The sequence below is a fragment of the Eubacterium ramulus ATCC 29099 genome (assembly GCF_000469345.1).
GTDB lineage: Bacteria > Bacillota > Clostridia > Lachnospirales > Lachnospiraceae > Eubacterium_I > Eubacterium_I ramulus.
In genome coordinates, this window is sequence record NZ_KI271092.1 from 107,445 (window position 1) to 128,675 (window position 21,231).

The window sequence follows — 21,231 nt, forward strand, 5'->3', positions numbered from 1 at the left end:
CCCCCAGCCATTTTGCGAAATTAATGGAAATCTCGCTTTTTCCGCTTCCGGCTTCGCCGACAAATACAAAATTAATGTTGTCTCCAATGAGCTTTTTTAATTTATCCTGCATTCTGCAGCTTCCTCCGTTCCATTCCCTGATCGGAAATTTTCTCATCGAAGCCATTCTACTACATTTCCTTGAGTTAGTCACGCCTTTTTTTATAAAAAATATGAAATATCATATATTTTGCACGATTTATTATAAAAAAAGAAGAACAAACGAAAAATTTGCTCTTCTCATACGCTTTTTCAAAAATGCCCTCGTCATTTTCGAATAATAATCATGACTTCCTCCCCGTAGCGTTCCGCCAACGCCTCATACAACATCCGGATGATTTTTGCATGGGCACAGTTTTTTCGGAACGCTCCAACGATCGGAACCGATGCTTCCAAGCGCACATATTTGAATTTTTTGTCATAAATTGGCTGACACCACAGATCCATAATTGCCGCACTGTCCTCCCGATCCATCAGTGACAATAGCGTGGCATGATTTGGCACCACTTTTGTCTTAGGAATAAATTCCTTCTGCACACAGATCTGTTCCAGATTTGCCCTGGAATATTCCACCGGTGCATCCGCTGACAGATAAAAAACAGAATCCTGAAAATCCGCAATATCCTTTTTTGTTCCAAACTCTTTTGGATAAATCACCGCCTGCGGTACCTGGCAGATTTCCATTACTTCCAGATCACTGTGCAATTTCTCCATCTCCGGGAAATTCATGGTCAGAATAAAATCGAGATTTCCACTGTAAAGCAGATCATACAGCCGCTCATAAGAATGGCTTTCCAGATCCACGTTCAGATATGGAAACTCCTCCTGCAGTGCATCCAGCATCAGCGGATAAAATCCTGTTATACTCCACCCCCGCACATATCCGAACTTCAGCGTCGTGATATCGGTATTTTCACGCTGGATCAGTTCACTCTTCCTCTTTGTCTCTTCAAACTCCCGTCTGCATTTTTCAAACATTTCGTAATATAATTTTCCGCTCTCTGTCAGCTCCAGCGTCTTATGTGCGGAACGCGCAAACAGCTTTGTATTTAATTCCTTCTCCAGCGTAGCGATCATTCTGCTGACCCCCGGCTGTGTCAGATACAATTTTTCTGCTACCTTTGTAAAATTCCGTTCTTTCACAGCTTCTAAAAAACATGCAATCTGCCGGTCATTCATCTGTTGCCTTCTCCTTATTTCCCCATAAGTCCTTAACATTTCAGGGTTTATCATACCATAAATCATATGATAGGTAAACAAATCATTATTTTTCTTCCCGGTCCGTAATTGTTATAATAGATGCAACGTAACCGATGGTTCACTGAATGATATTTCATCTCAGAATCACACACCAAGTCTCACATGCGTTCGACTTGAATTTAATTTGAAGGAGAAGGAAACATGCAAACAAACAAAGAAGCACTGCTGGCACTATTAAAAGGTGAAAAAGCAGATTTTATCCCGGAAGTATATTCTACCATGAAAGATGTGGTTTTCCCGGGAGACCGATACATCGAACTTGGAGATAAATTCGATCCTTACGGAACCGGCCCGGATGCCTGGGGCGTTCTATGGACCAATCAGGGACCTGATCCTATCATTGACGGAAACATGGTCGCCAAAGATTTTAAACTGTTTGACGATATGGATGAATGGAAAGAAAAAGTCAAATTCCCGCCACTGGATTTCATGCCGATCGAGCAGATCTTCCAGGCAATGTGCGGAGGTATGCACGTAAATCCGGAAACTGATGTGGTTTCCTGTCTGATTCTTTCCGGACAGTTTGAACGTATGAATCAGCTCATCGGTATGGAAAATGCACTTTGTGCTTTCTATGAATATCCGGACGAAGTACATGAATTTTTTGATGCTATGTGTGAATATAAATTAAAATGTATTGACCTTGCTTACAAATATCTGAAACCGGATGTCATTCATATGCATGACGACTGGGGAACAAATAAAAATCTGTTTTTCTCCCCGGAAATCTGGCGCGAATTCATAAAACCAAACGAAGAAAAATACGTAAAACGTATCCACGATCACGGTATGCTCTACATCCATCACTCCTGTGGTAATGTCGACAAGATCATTCCGGAACTGGCAGAAATCGGTATCGATGCCCTGGAACCGGTTATGCTTTGTAATGATATCGAAGGCAGTCTGAAGGCATGCGGTGACAAGATCACCCTTATGGGCGGTATTGATAATCAGATGATCGATCAGAAAGGTACCGGCGAGGAAGTCATCCGTGCGGAAGTGCGCCGTGCCATGGACACGTATGTTGGAAAAGGACGTTATATCCCTTACTATATCCCGACAAACAAAGAAACGTTCGGTATCTACATCGATGAAGTAACAAAATATGGCAAAGATATTTTCCACAAATAAAAATCTGCGGATGCCATAATGATTCCTAATTAAAAACAGATACATAATTAAGAGTATTTATAAGAAACTTCATATATTTTTAAGATCTCATTGTTATACTAAGAATTATAACAATGAGATTTTTTTACCAAAAACAAAGGAAGTGTACAATTATGCACATGAAAAACACCAAAAAGAAAGCATTTACCGGTCTGCTGATCTGCATTTTCCTCATTGCAGCTCTTTTTCTCGGCGGAAAACTGTTGTTTTATCATGTTTCTGATGCAGAAAATATCTGGTATTTTTCCGGCGATACTGCTCAGAGGATAGAAAATATACAGATGCTTCCGGAACATGCACTGGACGATTATGATTCTCTGATGGTTGTTGCACATCCCGATGACGAAACAATCTGGGGCGGGGAGCATCTGCTAAAAGGCAAATATGTCGTAGTCTGCATTACAAACGGAAACAACCGCACCCGCAGAAAAGAGTTTGCCGCTGTCATGAAACAGACGGATTCTATCGGTCTTATGCTATCCTTTCCGGATAAAACCCATGGCAAACGCAACAACTGGGAAAGCTGCCGGGAAGAAATCCAACAGAGCATCGACACCATCGTTGCACAGAAAGACTGGGCCACCATCGCAACCCACAATTTCAAAGGCGAATATGGCCATATCCATCACCAGATGACAAGTGCCATCACCACTGCCGCTGCGAAAAAGGCAGATCTGACAGATCATCTGTATTACTTCGGAACTTATGTCAAAGCGAAAAATATGGAAAAGCAAAAAAATCAGCAATATCTCACCAATCCGCTTACCGGCGACGAATTGGAAGCGAAGCTCTGTCTCACAAAGTTCTACGCTTCCCAGCACAAAGTCATGGAGCATCTTGGACACATGCTTCCTTACGAAAACTGGATTCCGGCATCCTGATCCGCTTTCCGGATTTCTTATAATGATAGGGTGTCAAAACGCCCAAATCCTGATTCCACGGACTGCTCCGTGCTTTTGACACTGTAATCTTATAATTATTCTTCTATGCACCTCTGTCGAAGGCACATGCCGTATCATTCGGCAAATTTGGTCAGAGTATCGCCACTCATGCGGTAAATGGTCCAGTCTGCCTGTGGTTCGGCACCAAGAGAAAGATAAAAATCGATACTTGGCTTGTTCCAGTCGAGACAGACCCATTCAAAACGTCCGCAGCCACGTTCCACTGCAATGGATGCCAGTTTTTTCAAAAGTGCTTTTCCGTATCCTTTTCCACGATATTCCGGCATTACAAACAAGTCCTCCAAATAAAGGCCTGCCCGTCCAAGAAAGGTAGAAAAGTTATGGAAGAACAGTGCAAAACCGACTTCCGTCCCGTCCACAACAGCAAAAAGCACCTCCGCTTTCTGCTTGTCAAAAATCCATGTCTCCAGGATACTTTCGTCTGCAATCACATCATCCGACATATCCTCGTAAGCTGCCAGTTCTTTGACAAATTGCAAAATCAACCCCGTGTCTTTTCTCTCCGCATTTCGAAATGTTACTTTGTTCTCCATAGATAGTTACCCCCTTAATAATCAGCAGCAGAAACTGCTGTTTTTCACCTGTTATTTTTCAATTCGACCTTATATTTCTTTTTACCACATGCTACGTCTTTTACTTCTGTTCTATCTCCAGACGCTGTGCATCTTCCAGTTCCGTTTCCGCCTCTTTCGCAATTTCCTGCGGACGTTCCGCTTCAAGGACCATGCTGTGTTTTACTACCAGAATCCATCCGGTTGCCAGCGGCACAAAACCAAGGTATGCCGCGCGCACCGCAAAGGCATTGACTGCTACCGCACCATAACATGCTCCGATAAAAAAGGAAAGTACCGTATTGGTATACAAAATACCCTTTTTCTTAAATTCCGAATCTTTTGTCAGAAAATACTGTGTCCATCCAAGCACTGCCTGCTTAAAGTTGTTACTGGAAAAGATGGTTGAACTGTTATATCCGTTTGCTGAAGAATACACACCCCACTGAAACGCAGAGCAGAAAAAGATCGGATACAGTCCAACCAGCACCGGTTTTAACGGCAGTAATGAGGATGCCACTAATCCCGCTGCATCCACCACAATGGCTAATTTACGCATATTTATGTTCGTATGGTTCGTCAGAATGTACGAAACCACCACTCCGCCACCAAAAAGCGGTAATGCAAGGAATCGCAGCAACACATCGTACCACTCGCCGGATACCAAAGATGCCGCCATTTCCATGATATTTCCGGTCTGTGCCGAACCAAAGTTTCCCATATGTAGTAAAATCGCGTAGACTCCGAGAAATCCACCCACAAGGGCAAAATTCCAGTGAATCAAAGCTTCCCAATTGTCTTTTGTTACTTTTTGTTTCATTGTAGTTGCCTTTCTTTTTCAGAAATTGTAATGTCTTTGATTTTTTCCTTGCCTATCATAGCACTATCTCTTTTATTAAGCAAAAATTTTTTTATATACAAAAAACACCCGGAGTTTGAACGCAGAATAAGCATTCCCCCGCTTCAAGTGCGTAGAGCACTAAGCGGTGGGTAAGGGGGATGCTTATGCTCAAAAAGGAGCCAACCCTTCCGGTGTTGGCTCCTTTGCGCTTCCTTCATCTTTTTTGGTTAACGCCATTTTAGTTTGTTTTATTGGTGGAAACAAGGATTCTAAGCCTAAGTTTTTCTGTGCTAAAGCACACAGTCAAAGAATACTTTTATTTCTGTCACAAGCCGCACATCACATAGCAGATATGTGATTTCTTATGTTTGTAAACTTACTTCTTCTTCCTGCTTCTTCTCACTCTGAATTTCGGGCATTCCACTACCTGACAACGAAAGCTCTGCTTGCAGTCCTGTCTGCACTCCTGACACGTTTCATTGTACTGGATCTCCTGCGCTTCATTCAGCATAAAATCTGCTTCGCCCATGGGCATGCCATAGATCAGCTCCGACAGATCTAACTGTTCATATGTTTCCGCATTCTCTCTGTCTGAAAATGCTTCCCCGGGCAAATTATTTTTGCTCATCGGCTGCTGCCTCTGTCGCAGTCTCTGCGTCGGTTTCTTCCGCATCCTCTGCAGCTTCTTCGCCTTCTAATGTCTCATCCTCTTTGACTTTTGTGATGCTTGCCACCGTAACATCATTTTCCATGTTGATCAGTTTCACACCTGATGTGACACGGCCAAGGATAGAAATATCGCTGACTTTCATACGGATGATAATGCCTTCTGTATTGATGATCATGATCTCATTGTCATTATTTACGGCTTTCACACCAACCAGGTTTCCGGTCTTCTCTGTGATCTTGTAGCATTTTACACCTTTACCGCCACGGTTCTGAGCAGTAAATTCATCGATGGAAGTACGTTTTCCAAGTCCTCGCTCGGATACGATCAGCAAATGCTCACCCTGCGTATTGAGCTGCATGCCAACTACTTCATCACCGTCTGCCAGACTCATACCGATGACACCCATGGATACACGACCGGTACTTCTTACATCGGTCTCATGGAAACGGATACACTGACCATATTTTGTCACAAGGAAAATATCCTGTGAATCATCGGTAAATTTAACCTCGATCAGTTCATCGTCTTCACGCAGCGTAATTGCTGCCAGGCCTGTCTTTCTGACATTTGCATAGTCTGTGATGGCCGTTTTCTTTACGATACCTTTCTTGGTAGCCATAAACAGATACCAGCCATCTCTGTAATCCTTGATCGGGATAACGGCTGTGATCTTCTCTCCCGGTGCCAGCTGCAGCAGGTTGATGATGGCTGTTCCACGAGCTGTTCTGCTCGCTTCCGGAATCTCATAAGCTTTCATACGATATACTTTTCCGGTATTGGTAAAGAACATCAGATAATGGTGGGAAGTTGTCATAAACAGCTCCTCGATATAATCGTCATCGATCGTCTCCATACCTTTGATACCACGGCCGCCACGATGCTGCGCACGGAAGTTATCCGCACTCATACGTTTGATATAACCAAGTTTTGTCATGGCAATGACTGTATTTGTCACCGGGATCAGATCTTCCATGGAGATGTCATACTCATCGTATCCGATGGAAGTACGTCTGTCATCACCATATTTTGCACTGATGACCATGATTTCTTCTTTGATCACACCAAGCAGTTTTTTCTCATCTGCCAGGATTGCTTTCAACTCGGCAATACGTGCCATCAGATCTTTGTATTCTGCTTCCAGTTTTTCGCGTTCCAGACCGGTCAGCGCTCTCAGTCGCATATCTACAATTGCCTGAGACTGTGCATCGGTCAGACCGAAACGCTCCATTAATTTTGTTTTTGCTTCCTGTGTCGTGCGGCTTCCACGGATGATGGCAATCACCTCATCAATGTTGTCCAGCGCGATCAGTAAGCCCTGTAAAATATGGGCACGCTCTTCTGCTTTGTTTAATTCGTATTTGGTACGTCTGGTTACGACATCCTCCTGATGTCTCAGGTAATGTTTCAGCATATCAAGCAGGTTGAGTACTTTCGGTTCATTGTTGACCAGCGCCAGCATAATAACACCAAAGGTATCCTGCAGCTGTGTATGCTTAAATAACTGATTTAAGATAACATTCGGGTTGACATCTTTTCTCAGTTCGATACATACACGCATACCCTGACGGTCAGACTCATCGCGAAGATCTGTAATACCATCCACACGTTTATCTTTCACCAGCTCAGCGATTTTTTCAATCAGACGGGCTTTGTTTACCATATATGGAAGTTCTGTAACAACGATACGGTTTTTGCCATTCTGCATCGGCTCAATATCTGTCACGGCACGCACACGGATTTTACCTCGTCCGGTGCGATAAGCTTCCTCGATACCTGCGGTACCAAGGATCATACCTCCGGTTGGGAAATCCGGTCCTTTGACCACTTCCAGAATCTCTTCAATGGTAGTATCTCTGTCCTCTTCCACACGGTTGTCGATAATCTTTACCACAGCGTTGATAACTTCGCGCAGGTTATGTGGCGGAATATTTGTTGCCATACCTACAGCAATACCTGTCGTTCCATTTACCAGAAGGTTCGGGTATCTGGACGGAAGTACCACCGGTTCCTTTTCTGTCTCATCAAAGTTTGGCTGGAAATCAACGGTGTTCTTGTTGATATCTGCCAGCATTTCCATGGAAATCTTACTCAGACGCGCCTCTGTGTAACGCATGGCAGCTGCGCCGTCACCGTCCACAGAACCAAAGTTTCCGTGACCATCCACCAGCGGATAACGTGTGGACCAGTCCTGCGCCATGTTTACCAGGGCACCATAGATGGAGCTGTCCCCGTGTGGATGATATTTACCCATTGTATCACCGACAATACGCGCACATTTACGATGCGGTTTATCCGGTCCGTTGTTCAATTCGATCATGGAATAGAGAACTCGGCGCTGTACCGGTTTCAATCCGTCTCTGACATCCGGAAGTGCTCTGGATGCGATTACGCTCATGGCATAATCAATGTAGGATTTCTCCATGGTTTTTTTCAGATCCACGTCATGAATCTGATCAAATATCTTGTCGTCCATTTATATTCCTCTCTTTGCTATACATCTAGGTTTTCAACGTATTTCGCATTGGCTTCGATGAAGTCACGACGCGGCTCTACTTTATCTCCCATCAGGGTTGTGAAAGTCAGGTCGATCTCTGCGGTTGCTGCCTCGTCCATGGTGACACGGCGCAGGATTCGTTTCTCCGGATCCATAGTCGTCTCCCAGAGCTGTTCCGCATCCATCTCGCCCAGTCCTTTGTATCGCTGGATCTTGTTACTGGAATCACGGCCTACTTCTGCCAGAATAGCATTCAGCTGTTCATCACTGTATGCGTACCATACTTTTTTGTTTTTCTCCAGTTTGTATAATGGCGGCTGTGCCAGATATACATAACCCTGTTTGATCAGTTCCGGCATAAAACGATACAGGAACGTCAGCAGTAAGGTACTGATATGCGCACCATCCACATCGGCATCGGTCATGATAATGATCTTGTGGTAACGCAGTTTTGTGATATCGAAGTCTTCATGGATACCCGTTCCGAAAGCAGTGATCATGGCTTTGATCTCGGCATTTCCGTAGATTTTATCCAATCTCGCTTTCTCCACGTTCAGAATCTTTCCACGCAGTGGAAGGATTGCCTGTGTCGCACGGCTTCTTGCGGTCTTGGCAGAGCCGCCGGCGGAATCACCCTCTACGATATAGATTTCACAGTTTTTCGGATCTTTATCGGAACAGTCTGCCAGTTTTCCAGGAAGGGACATTCCCTCCAATGCGGTTTTTCTTCTGGTCAGATCACGGGCTTTACGGGCTGCCTCACGGGCACGCTGTGCCAGCAGGGATTTCTCGCAGATGGTCTTTGCAACAGTCGGATTCTGCTCCAGGAAATAAGTCAGCTGCTCACTTACTACACTGTCCACTGCACCACGTGCTTCGCTGTTTCCAAGCTTCTGCTTTGTCTGTCCCTCAAACTGAGGCTCAGAGATCTTGACACTGATGATAGCAGTGAGACCCTCACGGATATCTTCACCGGAAAGTGCTGCTTCATTTTCCTTCACCAGTTTGTTTGCCTTTGCATAAGAGTTAAATGTTTTTGTCAGGGCATTTCTGAAACCGGCCAGATGCGTACCACCTTCCGGTGTCGTAATATTATTTACAAAACTGAACGTTGACTCGTTATAAGAATCATTGTGCTGCATTGCAACTTCTACATAAACACCATCACGCTCACCCTCGCAGTAGATGACGTTTTCATACAGAGCTTCTTTACTCTTGTTCAGATACTGCACGAACTCTTTGATACCACCCTCGTAATGGAAGGTTTCTGTGCGCTCCTGCCCCGGTCGTTTGTCAGTCAGAATGATGCGCAGGTTCTTGGTCAGGAATGCCATCTCACGCAGGCGCTGACGCAATACATCATAATCGTACACCGTATCCTCAAAAATGCTTCCATCCGGAGAGAAGGTTACTTTGGAACCGGTCTCTTCCACTGGGCAATCACCAACAATTTTCAACGGATACATCGTTTTGCCGCGCTCATAACGCTGCTGGTAGATATGTCCGTCTCTGCGGACCTGAACTTCCAGCCAGTTAGAAAGGGCATTTACTACGGAAGCACCTACGCCGTGCAATCCGCCGGATACCTTGTATCCTCCGCCGCCGAATTTTCCACCTGCATGTAAAATAGTGAATACAACTTCTACTGCCGGTTTCCCTGCTTTGTGGTTGATATCTACCGGAATTCCACGTCCGTTATCGATAACGGTAATGGTATCACCTTCGTTAATATCTATCTTTATCTCCGAGCAAAATCCTGCAAGTGCCTCATCCACAGCGTTATCCACAATCTCATATACGAGATGATGAAGTCCGCGGGATGACGTACTTCCAATATACATACCCGGTCTTTTTCGTACTGCTTCGAGACCTTCCAAAATCTGAATCTGATCTCCACCGTATTCTGTACTCATTCCTGTCCTCCTACTGTTCTGCTATCGTGCCTTCCCTGACGAAAAACACTTTATTTATGTGAAATCTATTTTTAACAAATTCATCCAGACCCGTACATGTAATAATGGTCTGAATATCATGGATGCTGTTCAGCAGATAATTCTGCCGGTTGCTGTCAAGCTCTGACAACACATCATCCAGAAGAAGTACCGGCGTATCATGGATCAGCTGTTTCACCAGCTCGATCTCCGCCAGCTTCAATGAAAGGGCCGATGTGCGCTGCTGCCCCTGGGAACCGTATTTCCGGATATCTGTCTCATTAATGAGAAAAGAAATATCATCCCTGTGGGGACCGTAGGAAGTCATTCCCATTTTTAAATCCTTGACACGGGCTTCCTCCATCCGGGCTGCAAAATCCTCCGCCGTTGCCGATGGTTCATATACAAGCTGCAGTGTTTCCCGGTTTCCGGAGATATTCTGATGAAGGTCACGGACCATATCATTGAGTTCCTTCAAAAACTCCTGTCTACGCTGAATAATTTTCGTCCCATAAAGCACCAGCTGCTCATCCCAGATCGGAAGCGTCGCTTCCAGATCCGGCCGGTAATGGATATCCTTCAGCAGTTTGTTGCGCTGCTGCAGGATCTTGTGATACTTTGTCAGATTATGCAGATAAATACTATCCAGCTGACTCAGTTCCATATCCATAAATCTGCGGCGTCCCGCCGGACCATCCTTGATGATATTCAGATCCTCCGGAGAAAAAACAACCAGATTCAGGATGCCGAACAGCTCCCCGGCTTTTCGGATGGGAATGCCGTTCACAGCAATGCCTTTTGCACTGTTTTTCTTCAGATGGATATCAATGCGGTTATCCACACCATTCTTCTCTACGACGGTACGGATATGCGCCTCCTCCGCGTCAAAACGGATCATTTCCCGGTCTTTGCTGCCCTTGTGGGACTTTGTCGTTCCACTGACATACAAAGATTCCAGCACATTTGTCTTTCCCTGGGCATTATCTCCGTACAAGATGTTGGTCCCGGCATCAAAAGCGATCCCCAGGGACTCATAGTTGCGAAAATTCTTTAATTCCAGTGATTTTATAATCATTTGCCGATCTGAACACTCTCTCCGTTAAATGTAATGACATCTCCTTCGTGAAGTTTTTTGCCACGCTGGTATTCTACTTCTCCGTTAACCTCTACCTGGCCGTCCTGGATCAGCATTTTGGCATCCACACCGGAGCCTACCATACCGGCAAGCTTCATGGCCTGGCCAAGTTTGATAAAATCATCTCTGATGATAACTTTTTCCATATGTCGCTCTCCTGTCTTATTCTGAAAACCTCTTCAAGAGGTTGTCTGTTATACCGTTGCCGCGTTGAAGTTGACCGGCAGAATCAGATATACATAAGTTCCCGCATCATCCTTGATAAAGCACGGAGCCTTCGGATTTACCATGTATAATGTAACTTCCTCATCGTCGATAACACGCAGTGCATCAATAAAGAATTTCGGGTTGAAACCGATCAGAAGGTCTTTTCCTTCTTTCTCGATCTCGATTTCCTCGTTCATGGAACCTACAAAGGAGTTAATCTTCAACTGCAGGCTGCCGTCCTGGATATTCAGGATGATCGGCTTCTTATCGCCTTCCCGGATCAACAGGGTTGCACGGTCAATACAGTTCAAAAACTCACGTTTGTTGATTTTTACCTTTGTATCGTAATCAGAAGAAAGCATCTGATCGATATGGAAATACTCACCCTCGATGAGTCTGGACACTACTTTTGTCTCATCAAACTCAAATAAAATATGGTTGTCCGCAAAGAAGATATCTACCATATCCTCTGCTTCGCCGGTAAGGATCTTGCTGATCTCCTGAAGTGTCTTTCCGGGAACAACAACCTTCAGCGGGCTGTAACTTTCTTTTAACTCGATATTACGGATAGAAATGCGGTGTCCGTCCAGAGATACCACTCTCAGGCGGTTCTCATTGATTTCAAAAAGTTCACCGGTCATCAGTCTGTTTGTATCGTTATCCGCGATAGAGAAAATGGTCTGGCGGACAACATCCTTTAATGTAAACTGGGAAATGCTGATGGACTCATTTTTCTCAATATACGGAAGGTAGGAAAAATCTTCACCGGATTTTCCAACGATGTTAAACTTTGCTTTTTCACAGGTAATCGTTGTCTGAAACGTATCATCTGACTCGATGACAACATCATTATCCGGGAGTTTACGAACGATCTCGGAGAAAAATTTTGCATCCAGTGCAATGATGCCACGCTCCACGATCTCGCCCTCAATAACTGTCTCTATGCCAAGTTCCATATCATTTGCAGTCAGCTTGATCTCATTTGCCGATGCATCGATCAGAATGCAGTTGAGGATCGGCATGGTTGTCCGGGATGGAACAGCCTTGGATACGATGCTGACACCCTTTAACAGGCTTGCTTTTGAACAGATTAACTTCATAATGTGAATAACTCCTTTCAGGTATCATATCTTCATGTAATGTATCTATATATAAAATGGTTTTCGCCGTAGCCGTCTTAGGGGCTGTTGATAAGTGTATAACATTGCAACGCCTTACGCTAAGGGGGCTGCCACCATCATTCTTTTTTCTTTTGTTGTGCATAACGGGTTGGGTCAATGTGGGTTAATCTTCTTTCGAATCGTCGCCACCAGCCGTTCCACAGAAGTATCTGTGCTGATGTCATCTCCCACTTTTTTTATCCCATGAACGACTGTGGAATGATCTCTGCCGCCAACAGCTTTTCCAATGGTCTCCAGCGATGCATCTGTCATATTTTTGCACAGATACATGGCGATCTGCCGCGGTTTTGCCACATCATTGCTTCTGGATTTCGAGGTGATCTGATCCATCGTAATGCCAAAATGTTCCGCAACTACCTCCACCACCAGTTGTGGTGTCACTTCCAGCGGAATATCCGGAGAAATAATATTCTGAAGCTCCTTCTCTGCAATCTCCATCGTAATCTCTGTCTGCACCAGGTTCTCATAGGCCACAAGCTTGTTCAGTGCCCCTTCCAGTTCCCGGATATTAGACTTGATGTTCAATGCAATATAGTTCAGGATCGCATCATCCAGGGAAACACCGTCCAGTTCTTCTTTTTTCCGCAAAATCGCCATCCGCGTTTCATAATCCGGCGAACCGATGTCTGCCAGAAGCCCCCATTCAAACCGTGAACGGATACGCTCTTCCAGTGTTTCCATCTCCTTTGGCGGCCGGTCACTGGATAAAATGATCTGCTTTTTTGCCACATGAAGTTCATTAAACGTATGGAAAAATTCTTCCTGCGTACTTTCTTTTCCAATAATAAATTGTACATCATCGATCAGCAGCACATCCATACTGCGGTATTTTTCCCGGAAACGGCTCATGGCCATGTTATTTCCGTTTCTGATTGCCTCAATCAATTCATTTGTAAATGTCTCTGAGGAAACATACAGAACCTTCAATGCAGGATGTGTCGATTGAATAAAATGTGCAATGGAATGCATCAGATGCGTCTTGCCAAGCCCCACACCGCCATAAATAAACAGCGGATTGTATACTTCACCGGGGGATTCTGCCACAGCAAGCGCCGCCGAATGTGCAAACCGGTTATTGTTGCCCACCACAAAGGTATCAAATGTATAGTTCGGATTCAGATTTGACCGTTCCGCTTCTTCTGTCGTAGCACGCCGTCTCGGATGCGGCGTTTTCAGTTTCTTTGCCTGTTCCGGGAGAACAAATTCGATCTCATACTCTGTGCCTGTAACTTCCGCGACCGCCACTTTAAGAGGAAGGTAATATTTCCTATTAATATAGGTCAGTCCCATCTGCTCGCCGGACACCAGGATATAGATGCGGTTATTCTGAATGGAAAAGATCTGTAGCGGCTTCAGCCAGGTATTGAAGGAAATATCCGTCAATTCATGCTCTCTTTTCACTGTCAGAAGGATTTCGTCCCATTTTTCTTCGACCAGATGCATAACTCGCGTCCTTTCTTACAGTCCTGTAAAATCGCTTACAAACGATTTACAATGATACATTTGGATAGTCGTCCAATGTCTATGATAACTCAAATCGCTTCATTTTTCAATGAAAACTTCGCAATCGCACAGGAGTACACGGGGCGTTAAAAATGGATTTTCGGGCGTTTTACAGGGTTTTCTAAAAGTTTTCAATTTTCTATTGACTAGTCTGACTTTTTTTGTTATCATCGGAAATGATGCTACGAGGAATGGAGGTGTATCACAATGAAAATGACTTATCAGCCAAAGAAGAGACAGAGAGCGAAAGTTCACGGTTTCAGAAAAAGAATGAGTACAGCAGGCGGAAGAAAAGTTTTGGCCGCTAGAAGATTAAAAGGAAGAAAAAAATTAACAGCTTAGGCCACAACGTTTGTGGTCTTTTCTTCTCTTTTTAAACATTTTTGAACAAATTGTTATGAAATCAGAGGACAGGAAATTATGCATTTTTCAGAATCATTAAAGAAAAACAGAGATTTCCGGACAGTTTACCGGGATGGAAAATCTTATGCAAACAGACTGTTGGTTATGTATACGCTGAAAAATGACTCGGACAGAAACAGATTAGGAATTTCCGTTAGTAAGAAAGTTGGTAACAGTGTTGTACGGCATCACATTACCAGATTAGTAAGAGAAAGTTACAGACTGCATGAAGAGATGTTCCATAGTGGTTGGGACATTGTAGTCATCGCAAGGGCAGGCGCAAAAAACGCATCATATCACGAAATCGAATCCGCATTGCTGCACTTGGGAAATCTTCAAAAAATCATGAACCCCGAAGAAAAGAAGATGGAATCACATTGAAAAAAATATTGATTTTTTTAATAAAATGGTATCGTAAATACATTTCTCCGATGAAAACCACGAAATGTCCGTATTATCCTACCTGCTCCACCTACGGGCTGGAGGCAGTAGAGAAGTATGGAGCATGGAAAGGTGGATTGCTTGCGCTCTGGCGCATTTTACGCTGTAATCCGTTCTCTAAGGGTGGCTACGATCCGGTTCCATGATTATAGGAGGCAACCAGATGGATTCCTTATTTTTACTTACACAAAATTCAGGTAAGATTTTAGGACCAATCGCAAAGGTACTCGGTTACCTTATGAACGCAATCTACGTATTTATGGACAAGTTTTTAAACATCCAGAACGTAGGTCTGACAATCATTGTATTTACGATTGTTATTTATTTTTGCTTACTTCCGCTTACTTATAAGCAGCAGAAGTTCTCAAAAATGTCACAGATCATGAATCCTGAAATTCAGGCAATTCAGAAAAAGTATAAAAACAGAAGAGATCAGGCATCCGTTCAGGCTATGAACGAGGAGACACAGGCTGTTTACCAGAAATACGGTGTATCCCCTTCCGGAAGCTGTATCTTTATGATCATCCAGCTCCCGATTCTGTTTGCTCTCTATCGTGTTATTTACAACGTACCGGCATATATCACAAACGTCAAAAACACGTTTGACGGTCTTGTAACCGGTATTATGGGCACCGCCGGATACCAGGATACCATGAACAGTTTCCTGACTTCCGTGTCAGAAAAGAACTCTGTATTCCGTGGTATTACCCTGAACTTCTCAGGTACCAGCCAGCAGGCTCATGACTCTATCATTGATGTACTTTACAAATGTACCAGCAGCAACTGGACTTTATTACAGGATAAATTTAGCGGTTTATCCGATGTTATTGCAAGCACACAGTCTGCAGTAGAGCATTTTAATAACTTCCTCGGAATCAATATCGTATATTCTCCGAAGACCATTATCGCTACAAGTTTCCAGGAGGGACACTATGTGCTGATCATCCTTGCTCTGCTCGTACCGATCCTTGCTGCTCTGACTCAGTTCCTGAACATCCGTCTGATGCCACAGGCAGCAAACAATGGCGGACAGCAGGAAGCTATGGCCAGCCAGATGAAGATGATGAACTACATGATGCCGTTATATTCTGTATTCATCGTATTTTTCCTTCCGGTCGGTGTTGGTATCTACTGGATCGCAGGTTCCGTTATCCGAAGCTTACAGCAGTTCCTGCTGAATAAGCATTTCGACAAGATGGATCTTGAGAAAGTTATCAAAGAGAACCAGGCAAAAGCCGCAGCAAAGAACAAAAAGAAAATCGAGAAAAAAGGTGTAGCCGGTGAGCAGATCGCCAATGCTGCTAAAGTTAATACCCGTAATATCCAGTACAAATCCATGGCAGACAAAGCAGCTTCCGTCAGCCGCAAGGACACCACACCGGATACAGGTAAAAAATACAAAGAAGGAAGTATGGCTTCCAAAGCAAATCTTGTAAAAGATTTCAACAACAAAAATACAAAATAGGGAGGGCATTGTGATGGATTTTATCGAATTTACGGGAAAAACTGTTGATGACGCACTTACAAATGCACTGGTTGAATTCGGTGTTACAAGTGATCAGATCGATTATGACGTGCTGGAAAAAGGCAGTTCAGGATTCCTTGGATTTAACAGTAAACCGGCAAAAATCAAAGCCCGCAAAAAATATACCGTTGCAGATCACATCAAAAATTTCCTTTCCCAGGTATTTGCTGCCATGGGACTGGACGTTGAGATTCTGATCAACGCTTCCGCTGAGGAAGAAAATGTATACGATGTAGAACTGAAAGGTGCTGAAATGGGCGTTCTGATCGGAAAGCGCGGTCAGACACTTGACTCTCTTCAGTATCTTACAAACCTCGCCATCAACAAACACTCTGATACATACACCAGAGTAAAACTTGATACTGAGGATTACCGTAAGAGAAGAAAAGATACATTGGAGAATCTGGCAAAAAATATTGCTTACAAGGTAAAACGTACCAAAAAGGCCGTATCCCTGGAGCCAATGAATCCATTTGAAAGACGGGTCATTCATTCTGCACTGCAGAATGACCGTTATGTATCTACACACAGTGAAGGGGACGAACCTTACAGACACGTTGTGATCACATTAAAAAGACAGTAATTTGTGCTTTTATTGTTATTCTAAATTTAAAAACTTTCAGACGAAAAGGATGCGGACACGGATAATTTTCTGTATCAGCTGCAAGCATGACCACGTTGAAAATCAACGCCGTCCGGCATCCTTTTTTTCCTGAAAGTTTTATTTACGTTATAGAATAAAACTACTATAATAAATAAAATACATAGGTACCTTGAAACGTAAATTTTTTATTTAGCTTGAGAGATGAAGAAAGAATATGAAAACTGATACTATTGCAGCGATTGCAACCGCCATGTCAAATTCCGGTATCGGAATCGTCCGCATCAGCGGTGACGAAGCATTGGATGTTGCTGACCGCATTTTTCGTCCAAAAAAGGGAAGCCGCAAGGTTTCTGATATGGAGACTCATACCATTCATTATGGCTATGTGACAGATGGTGACGAAGTGATCGATGAAGTAATGCTTCTGATCATGAAGGCACCCCGCAGTTATACCTGCGAAGATACCATCGAGATTGACTGTCACGGTGGTGTACTGGTTATGAAGAAAATACTGGAAACAGTTTTAAAATATGGTGCCCGCCCAGCAGAACCGGGAGAATTCACCAAACGGGCATTTTTAAACGGACGGATTGATCTGTCCCAGGCAGAGTCCGTAATCGATGTGATTAACGCTCAGAACGAACTTGCACTGAAAAGTTCCGTCAGTCAGCTGCAAGGCGCTGTCCTGGAAAAAATAAAAGCGATCCGCGCGGTTGTGCTACACGAGATTGCCTTTATTGAATCCGCACTGGATGACCCGGAGCATGTATCACTGGAGGGCTATCCGGAGCAATTACATGAGATCATGAGTGATGCTCATTCCAAAGTGAAGAAACTGCTGGATTCCTCTGACAATGGCAAGATGCTCAAAGAAGGGATTAACACCGCTATTGTCGGAAAACCGAATGCCGGGAAATCCTCCCTGCTGAATATTCTGGTGGGAGAGGAGCGTGCCATTGTTACCGAAATTGCCGGTACGACACGCGATATCTTACAGGAACAGATTCAGATTGGCGGCATCGGTCTGAATGTCATCGACACCGCCGGTATCCGGGACACCGAAGATATTGTTGAGAAGATCGGTGTCAACAAATCAAGGGAATATATTGAAAAAGCAGATTTGATCATCTATGTAGTTGATTCCTCCACAGAACTGGATGAAAACGATCAGGAAATCATCGAAGCCATCCAGAATAAGAAAGCAATTGTACTGCTGAACAAATCTGATCTGGATGCAAAAACAGATGCTTCTGTATTACAGACACAGTTAAGCAAACCAATCCTTTCCATTTCTGCCAAAAACAACACTGGGATCCACGAACTGGAAACGCTTATTGAAGAAATGTTTTTCAGTGGAAAGCTGTCTTTCAATGATGAAGTATATATCACAAATATTCGCCAGAAAAATGCTCTGGCAGAGGCTCAGAATAGTCTGAAGATGGTATTACAGAGCATTGCAGATGGAATGCCGGAAGATTTTTTCACCATCGATATGATGAATGCTTATGAGGCTCTTGGCACGATCATTGGCGAATCTGTAGGAGAAGATCTGGTGAATGAGATTTTCAGTAAATTTTGTATGGGCAAATAATGCATCACCACTATATATGAGGAGGAATATATGCCAGTTGTAAAGGAAAATTACGATGTTTGTATCGTCGGTGCAGGCCACGCAGGTTGTGAAGCAGCCCTGGCATGCGCACGGCTCGGACTGGAAACCATTCTTTTTACCATCAGCATTGAAAGCGTAGCTATGATGCCCTGTAACCCGAATATCGGGGGCAGTTCCAAAGGACACCTGGTACGCGAAATTGATGCGCTGGGCGGTGAAATGGGTGTCAATATCGACCATACGTTTATCCAGTCTAAAATGTTAAATAAATCAAAGGGACCTGCCGTACATTCTCTGCGTGCACAGGCAGATAAGGCAGATTACAGTGCCAGAATGAGACAGGTATTGCAGAACACTGACCACCTGACCCTGCGCCAGGCAGAGGTTACAGAACTCATGGTAGAGAACAAAGTGATCCGTGGCGTGAAAACGTTTTCAGGTGCGGAATATTATGCAAAAGCAGTCGTATTGTGTACAGGTACTTATCTGAAGGCCCGCTGTCTCTACGGTGATGTGGTAAACTGCACCGGTCCAAACGGTCTGCAGGCTGCAAATCATCTGACGGATTCTCTGGTAGAAAATGGAGTGGAAATGTTCCGTTTCAAAACAGGTACACCGGCACGTATTGATAAACGTTCTGTTGATTTTTCAAAAATGCAGGAACAGTTTGGCGATGAGAGAGTTGTACCATTTTCATTTACCACTGATCCGGAAAAAGTACAGATTGATCAGGTAAGTTGCTGGTTAACTTATACAAATGAAAAGACACATGAGATCATTCGAGATAATCTGAGCCGTTCGCCACTGTTTTCCGGAATGATTGAGGGAACCGGTCCGCGCTACTGTCCGTCTATCGAGGACAAAGTCGTTAAATTTGCCGACAAGAACCGCCATCAGGTATTCATTGAACCGGAAGGTATCCACACCAATGAAATGTATATCGGCGGTATGTCCAGTTCTCTTCCGGAGGATGTACAGTATGCTATGTATCATACAGTACCGGGACTCGAACATGTCAAGATTGTAAGGAATGCATACGCAATTGAGTATGACTGTATCAACCCACGTCAGTTGTATCCGTCCCTGGAGTTCAAGGAGATTTCCGGTCTGTTCAGCGGCGGGCAGTTCAACGGAAGCTCCGGATATGAAGAGGCTGCCGCACAGGGGCTGATTGCCGGTATCAATGCAGCTATGAAAATAAAAGGAAAGGACCCACTGATTCTTGACCGTTCCGAATCCTATATTGGCGTACTCATTGATGATTTGGTTACTAAGGAAAACCATGAACCATATCGTATGATGACTTCCCGTGCAGAGTATCGTTTGCTGCTCCGTCAGGATAATGCAGATCTGCGTCTGACCAGACACGGATACGAAGTTGGTCTGATCCCACAGAAACGCTATGACTATGTTGTTAAGAAGGAGCAGCTGATCAAACAGGAAGTACAGCGTGTAGAAAATGTACACCTGGGAGCTTCCGGTCCAGTACAGAAACTGATGGCACAATATAACAGCCAGCCTTTGAATACAGGAACTACACTGGCTGAGCTGATCCGCCGTCCGGAACTGAACTATGATATTCTGGCACCGGTGGATCCGGAACGTCCACACCTGACACCGGATGTCTGCGAACAGATAAATATCAACATTAAATATGACGGTTACATCAAACGCCAGATCAAACAGGTAAAACAATTCAAAAAACTGGAAAGCAAGAAACTGCCACCGAATTTTGATTACACCCAGATCAGCGGACTTCGTATGGAGGCACAGCAGAAACTGAATCTGTACCAGCCAATCTCTATCGGACAAGCTTCCCGTATTTCCGGCGTTTCACCAGCAGATATCTCTGTTATTTTAGTATATCTGGAGCAACTACACTATCAGCAGAAAAAAGAACAGGATAAATAAACTATGAGTTATGATCTGGCCAAATTCAAACATGGTCTGGAAGAGTTACGAATTACTCTGACCGATCATCAGATAGAACAATTTTTACAATATTACGAAATGTTGGTGGAAAAAAATAAGGTGATGAACCTCACCGGTATTACGGAATATGAAGAAGTCATTCAGAAACATTTTCTGGACAGCCTCTCTCTGATCCGGGTCATCCCGACTCTGGCTGAACAGAATTTCAAAATCATTGATCTTGGAACCGGAGCAGGTTTTCCGGGGCTTCCATTAAAAATTGCATTTCCGAATCTTGAGATTACATTGATGGATTCCCTGAACAAGCGAATCAACTTCTTAAATGAAGTAATCGACAAGCTCGGATTGGAGAAGGTAACTGCGGTACACGGAAGAGCAGAAGAAATGGCAGCTAATATCGCGCACCGACAACAATATGACCTCTGTGTTTCACGTGCGGTATCCAACCTTGCTGTACTGTGCGAATACTGTCTGCCATTTGTTGCAAAAGGCGGTACTTTTGTATCATACAAATCTGCTGATTCAGATGCGGAGATTCAGGAAGGAAAGAAGGCTATTTCCATTCTTGGTGGAAAATTAGTCAACATTGACAAATTCAAATTACCGGATTCTGATTTAGGCAGAGCATTGGTATGCATTAAGAAAGTAAAGGATACCCCCAAAAAATATCCTCGAAAAGCAGGTACGCCGGCAAAGTTGCCGCTGAAATAGTAGAATCTATAAATTTCTATCTAATGGGAAAGGGACGGCAGAAATGTTTCACGTGAAACA

At 43.9% G+C, this 21,231-nt stretch carries 21 protein-coding genes; 11 read left to right on the forward strand and 10 right to left on the reverse strand.

Translation table 11 applies throughout. The features are described 5' to 3' along the window. Positions 1–306: 306 nt before the first annotated feature. On the reverse strand, positions 307–1,218 hold the full coding sequence (locus HMPREF0373_RS02850; protein ID WP_044962634.1) for a LysR family transcriptional regulator: 912 nt from the start codon (positions 1,216–1,218) through the stop codon (positions 307–309). Between the two features lie 222 nt (positions 1,219–1,440). On the opposite strand from HMPREF0373_RS02850, the gene HMPREF0373_RS02855 reads away from it, so the two are divergent. Continuing rightward, positions 1,441–2,430: a uroporphyrinogen decarboxylase family protein gene (locus HMPREF0373_RS02855; protein ID WP_021738079.1), complete on the forward strand. Its 990-nt coding sequence runs from the start codon at positions 1,441–1,443 to the stop codon at positions 2,428–2,430. Positions 2,431–2,582: 152 nt separating this feature from the next. Continuing rightward, positions 2,583–3,350, forward strand: coding sequence for a PIG-L family deacetylase (locus HMPREF0373_RS02860; protein WP_207638146.1), 768 nt, complete (start codon positions 2,583–2,585; stop codon positions 3,348–3,350). A 134-nt stretch (positions 3,351–3,484) separates the two neighbouring features. Here HMPREF0373_RS02860 and HMPREF0373_RS02865 read toward each other — a convergent pair whose 3' ends face one another. Both HMPREF0373_RS02865 and HMPREF0373_RS02870 read right to left on the reverse strand, forming a co-directional pair. Continuing rightward, positions 3,485–3,964: a GNAT family N-acetyltransferase gene (locus tag HMPREF0373_RS02865; protein ID WP_021738081.1), complete on the reverse strand. Its 480-nt coding sequence runs from the start codon at positions 3,962–3,964 to the stop codon at positions 3,485–3,487. 100 nt (positions 3,965–4,064) lie between these two features. Further along, positions 4,065–4,802, reverse strand: coding sequence for a YoaK family protein (locus HMPREF0373_RS02870; protein ID WP_021738082.1), 738 nt, complete (start codon positions 4,800–4,802; stop codon positions 4,065–4,067). A 166-nt stretch (positions 4,803–4,968) separates the two neighbouring features. Here HMPREF0373_RS02870 and HMPREF0373_RS16655 point away from each other — a divergent pair, with 166 nt between their 5' ends. Next, positions 4,969–5,181, forward strand: a complete 213-nt coding sequence (locus HMPREF0373_RS16655; RefSeq protein ID WP_021738084.1) for a hypothetical protein — start codon at positions 4,969–4,971, stop codon at positions 5,179–5,181. Between the two features lie 18 nt (positions 5,182–5,199). On the opposite strand, the gene HMPREF0373_RS02875 is transcribed toward HMPREF0373_RS16655, so the two are convergent. The 7 genes from HMPREF0373_RS02875 to dnaA all read right to left on the reverse strand — a co-directional run bounded on the left by HMPREF0373_RS02875 (position 5,200) and on the right by dnaA (position 13,884). After that, complete coding sequence (locus HMPREF0373_RS02875; RefSeq protein WP_021738085.1) at positions 5,200–5,451, reverse strand: hypothetical protein; 252 nt, start codon at positions 5,449–5,451, stop codon at positions 5,200–5,202. Then, the gene (gene gyrA / locus HMPREF0373_RS02880) at positions 5,438–7,966 is read right to left on the reverse strand and encodes a DNA gyrase subunit A (RefSeq protein ID WP_021738086.1); all 2,529 of its coding nucleotides are present in this window, start codon (positions 7,964–7,966) and stop codon (positions 5,438–5,440) included. Before gyrA ends, HMPREF0373_RS02875 begins: the two co-directional genes overlap by 14 nt. 17 nt (positions 7,967–7,983) lie before the next feature. After that, a complete protein-coding gene (gyrB, locus tag HMPREF0373_RS02885; RefSeq protein ID WP_021738087.1) occupies positions 7,984–9,900 on the reverse strand; it encodes a DNA topoisomerase (ATP-hydrolyzing) subunit B in 1,917 nt (638 codons plus the stop codon). A gap of 10 nt (positions 9,901–9,910) precedes the next feature. Then, positions 9,911–10,993, reverse strand: coding sequence for a DNA replication/repair protein RecF (gene recF / locus HMPREF0373_RS02890; protein ID WP_021738088.1), 1,083 nt, complete (start codon positions 10,991–10,993; stop codon positions 9,911–9,913). Beyond that, positions 10,990–11,199, reverse strand: coding sequence for an RNA-binding S4 domain-containing protein (locus tag HMPREF0373_RS02895; protein ID WP_021738089.1), 210 nt, complete (start codon positions 11,197–11,199; stop codon positions 10,990–10,992). Before HMPREF0373_RS02895 ends, recF begins: the two co-directional genes overlap by 4 nt. A 48-nt stretch (positions 11,200–11,247) precedes the next feature. After that, on the reverse strand, positions 11,248–12,360 hold the full coding sequence (gene dnaN, locus HMPREF0373_RS02900; RefSeq protein ID WP_021738090.1) for a DNA polymerase III subunit beta: 1,113 nt from the start codon (positions 12,358–12,360) through the stop codon (positions 11,248–11,250). A gap of 174 nt (positions 12,361–12,534) precedes the next feature. Beyond that, complete coding sequence (dnaA, locus tag HMPREF0373_RS02905; protein ID WP_021738091.1) at positions 12,535–13,884, reverse strand: chromosomal replication initiator protein DnaA; 1,350 nt, start codon at positions 13,882–13,884, stop codon at positions 12,535–12,537. A 267-nt stretch (positions 13,885–14,151) separates the two neighbouring features. Between dnaA and rpmH the strand changes: the two genes are divergently transcribed. From rpmH to rsmG, 8 genes are all read left to right on the forward strand, one after another. Next, positions 14,152–14,286, forward strand: a complete 135-nt coding sequence (gene rpmH / locus HMPREF0373_RS02910) for a 50S ribosomal protein L34 (RefSeq protein WP_021738092.1) — start codon at positions 14,152–14,154, stop codon at positions 14,284–14,286. A 78-nt stretch (positions 14,287–14,364) separates the two neighbouring features. Continuing rightward, positions 14,365–14,727, forward strand: coding sequence for a ribonuclease P protein component (gene rnpA / locus HMPREF0373_RS02915; RefSeq protein ID WP_021738093.1), 363 nt, complete (start codon positions 14,365–14,367; stop codon positions 14,725–14,727). After that, on the forward strand, positions 14,724–14,933 hold the full coding sequence (yidD, locus tag HMPREF0373_RS02920; RefSeq protein WP_021738094.1) for a membrane protein insertion efficiency factor YidD: 210 nt from the start codon (positions 14,724–14,726) through the stop codon (positions 14,931–14,933). The genes rnpA and yidD overlap by 4 nt, the downstream gene beginning before the upstream one ends. Positions 14,934–14,950: 17 nt before the next feature. Next, on the forward strand, positions 14,951–16,252 hold the full coding sequence (locus HMPREF0373_RS02925) for a YidC/Oxa1 family membrane protein insertase (protein WP_044962637.1): 1,302 nt from the start codon (positions 14,951–14,953) through the stop codon (positions 16,250–16,252). Between the two features lie 13 nt (positions 16,253–16,265). Next, positions 16,266–16,895, forward strand: a complete 630-nt coding sequence (jag, locus tag HMPREF0373_RS02930) for an RNA-binding cell elongation regulator Jag/EloR (protein ID WP_021738096.1) — start codon at positions 16,266–16,268, stop codon at positions 16,893–16,895. Between the two features lie 235 nt (positions 16,896–17,130). After that, complete coding sequence (gene mnmE, locus HMPREF0373_RS02935) at positions 17,131–18,507, forward strand: tRNA uridine-5-carboxymethylaminomethyl(34) synthesis GTPase MnmE (RefSeq protein ID WP_021738097.1); 1,377 nt, start codon at positions 17,131–17,133, stop codon at positions 18,505–18,507. A 30-nt stretch (positions 18,508–18,537) separates the two neighbouring features. Beyond that, positions 18,538–20,439, forward strand: coding sequence for a tRNA uridine-5-carboxymethylaminomethyl(34) synthesis enzyme MnmG (gene mnmG, locus HMPREF0373_RS02940; RefSeq protein WP_021738098.1), 1,902 nt, complete (start codon positions 18,538–18,540; stop codon positions 20,437–20,439). A 3-nt stretch (positions 20,440–20,442) separates the two neighbouring features. Next, the gene (gene rsmG, locus HMPREF0373_RS02945; protein ID WP_021738099.1) at positions 20,443–21,171 is read left to right on the forward strand and encodes a 16S rRNA (guanine(527)-N(7))-methyltransferase RsmG; all 729 of its coding nucleotides are present in this window, start codon (positions 20,443–20,445) and stop codon (positions 21,169–21,171) included. Positions 21,172–21,231 lie beyond the last annotated feature (60 nt).

Excerpts from the sequence above, each read along its gene's own strand:
- HMPREF0373_RS02870 (WP_021738082.1), bottom strand. The coding sequence starts at position 4,802 with ATGAAACAAAAAGTAACAAAAGACAATTGGGAAGCTTTGATTCACTGG.
- gyrA (WP_021738086.1), bottom strand. The coding sequence starts at position 7,966 with ATGGACGACAAGATATTTGATCAGATTCATGACGTGGATCTGAAAAAA.
- dnaN (WP_021738090.1), bottom strand. The coding sequence starts at position 12,360 with ATGAAGTTAATCTGTTCAAAAGCAAGCCTGTTAAAGGGTGTCAGCATC.
- HMPREF0373_RS02865 (WP_021738081.1), bottom strand. The coding sequence starts at position 3,964 with ATGGAGAACAAAGTAACATTTCGAAATGCGGAGAGAAAAGACACGGGG.
- jag (WP_021738096.1), top strand. The coding sequence starts at position 16,266 with ATGGATTTTATCGAATTTACGGGAAAAACTGTTGATGACGCACTTACA.
- gyrB (WP_021738087.1), bottom strand. The coding sequence starts at position 9,900 with ATGAGTACAGAATACGGTGGAGATCAGATTCAGATTTTGGAAGGTCTC.
- mnmG (WP_021738098.1), top strand. The coding sequence starts at position 18,538 with ATGCCAGTTGTAAAGGAAAATTACGATGTTTGTATCGTCGGTGCAGGC.
- HMPREF0373_RS02875 (WP_021738085.1), bottom strand. The coding sequence starts at position 5,451 with ATGAGCAAAAATAATTTGCCCGGGGAAGCATTTTCAGACAGAGAGAAT.
- mnmE (WP_021738097.1), top strand. The coding sequence starts at position 17,131 with ATGAAAACTGATACTATTGCAGCGATTGCAACCGCCATGTCAAATTCC.
- HMPREF0373_RS02860 (WP_207638146.1), top strand. The coding sequence starts at position 2,583 with ATGCACATGAAAAACACCAAAAAGAAAGCATTTACCGGTCTGCTGATC.
- HMPREF0373_RS02855 (WP_021738079.1), top strand. The coding sequence starts at position 1,441 with ATGCAAACAAACAAAGAAGCACTGCTGGCACTATTAAAAGGTGAAAAA.
- rpmH (WP_021738092.1), top strand. The coding sequence starts at position 14,152 with ATGAAAATGACTTATCAGCCAAAGAAGAGACAGAGAGCGAAAGTTCAC.
- rsmG (WP_021738099.1), top strand. The coding sequence starts at position 20,443 with ATGAGTTATGATCTGGCCAAATTCAAACATGGTCTGGAAGAGTTACGA.
- HMPREF0373_RS02850 (WP_044962634.1), bottom strand. The coding sequence starts at position 1,218 with ATGAATGACCGGCAGATTGCATGTTTTTTAGAAGCTGTGAAAGAACGG.
- recF (WP_021738088.1), bottom strand. The coding sequence starts at position 10,993 with ATGATTATAAAATCACTGGAATTAAAGAATTTTCGCAACTATGAGTCC.
- dnaA (WP_021738091.1), bottom strand. The coding sequence starts at position 13,884 with ATGCATCTGGTCGAAGAAAAATGGGACGAAATCCTTCTGACAGTGAAA.
- rnpA (WP_021738093.1), top strand. The coding sequence starts at position 14,365 with ATGCATTTTTCAGAATCATTAAAGAAAAACAGAGATTTCCGGACAGTT.
- HMPREF0373_RS02925 (WP_044962637.1), top strand. The coding sequence starts at position 14,951 with ATGGATTCCTTATTTTTACTTACACAAAATTCAGGTAAGATTTTAGGA.
- HMPREF0373_RS02895 (WP_021738089.1), bottom strand. The coding sequence starts at position 11,199 with ATGGAAAAAGTTATCATCAGAGATGATTTTATCAAACTTGGCCAGGCC.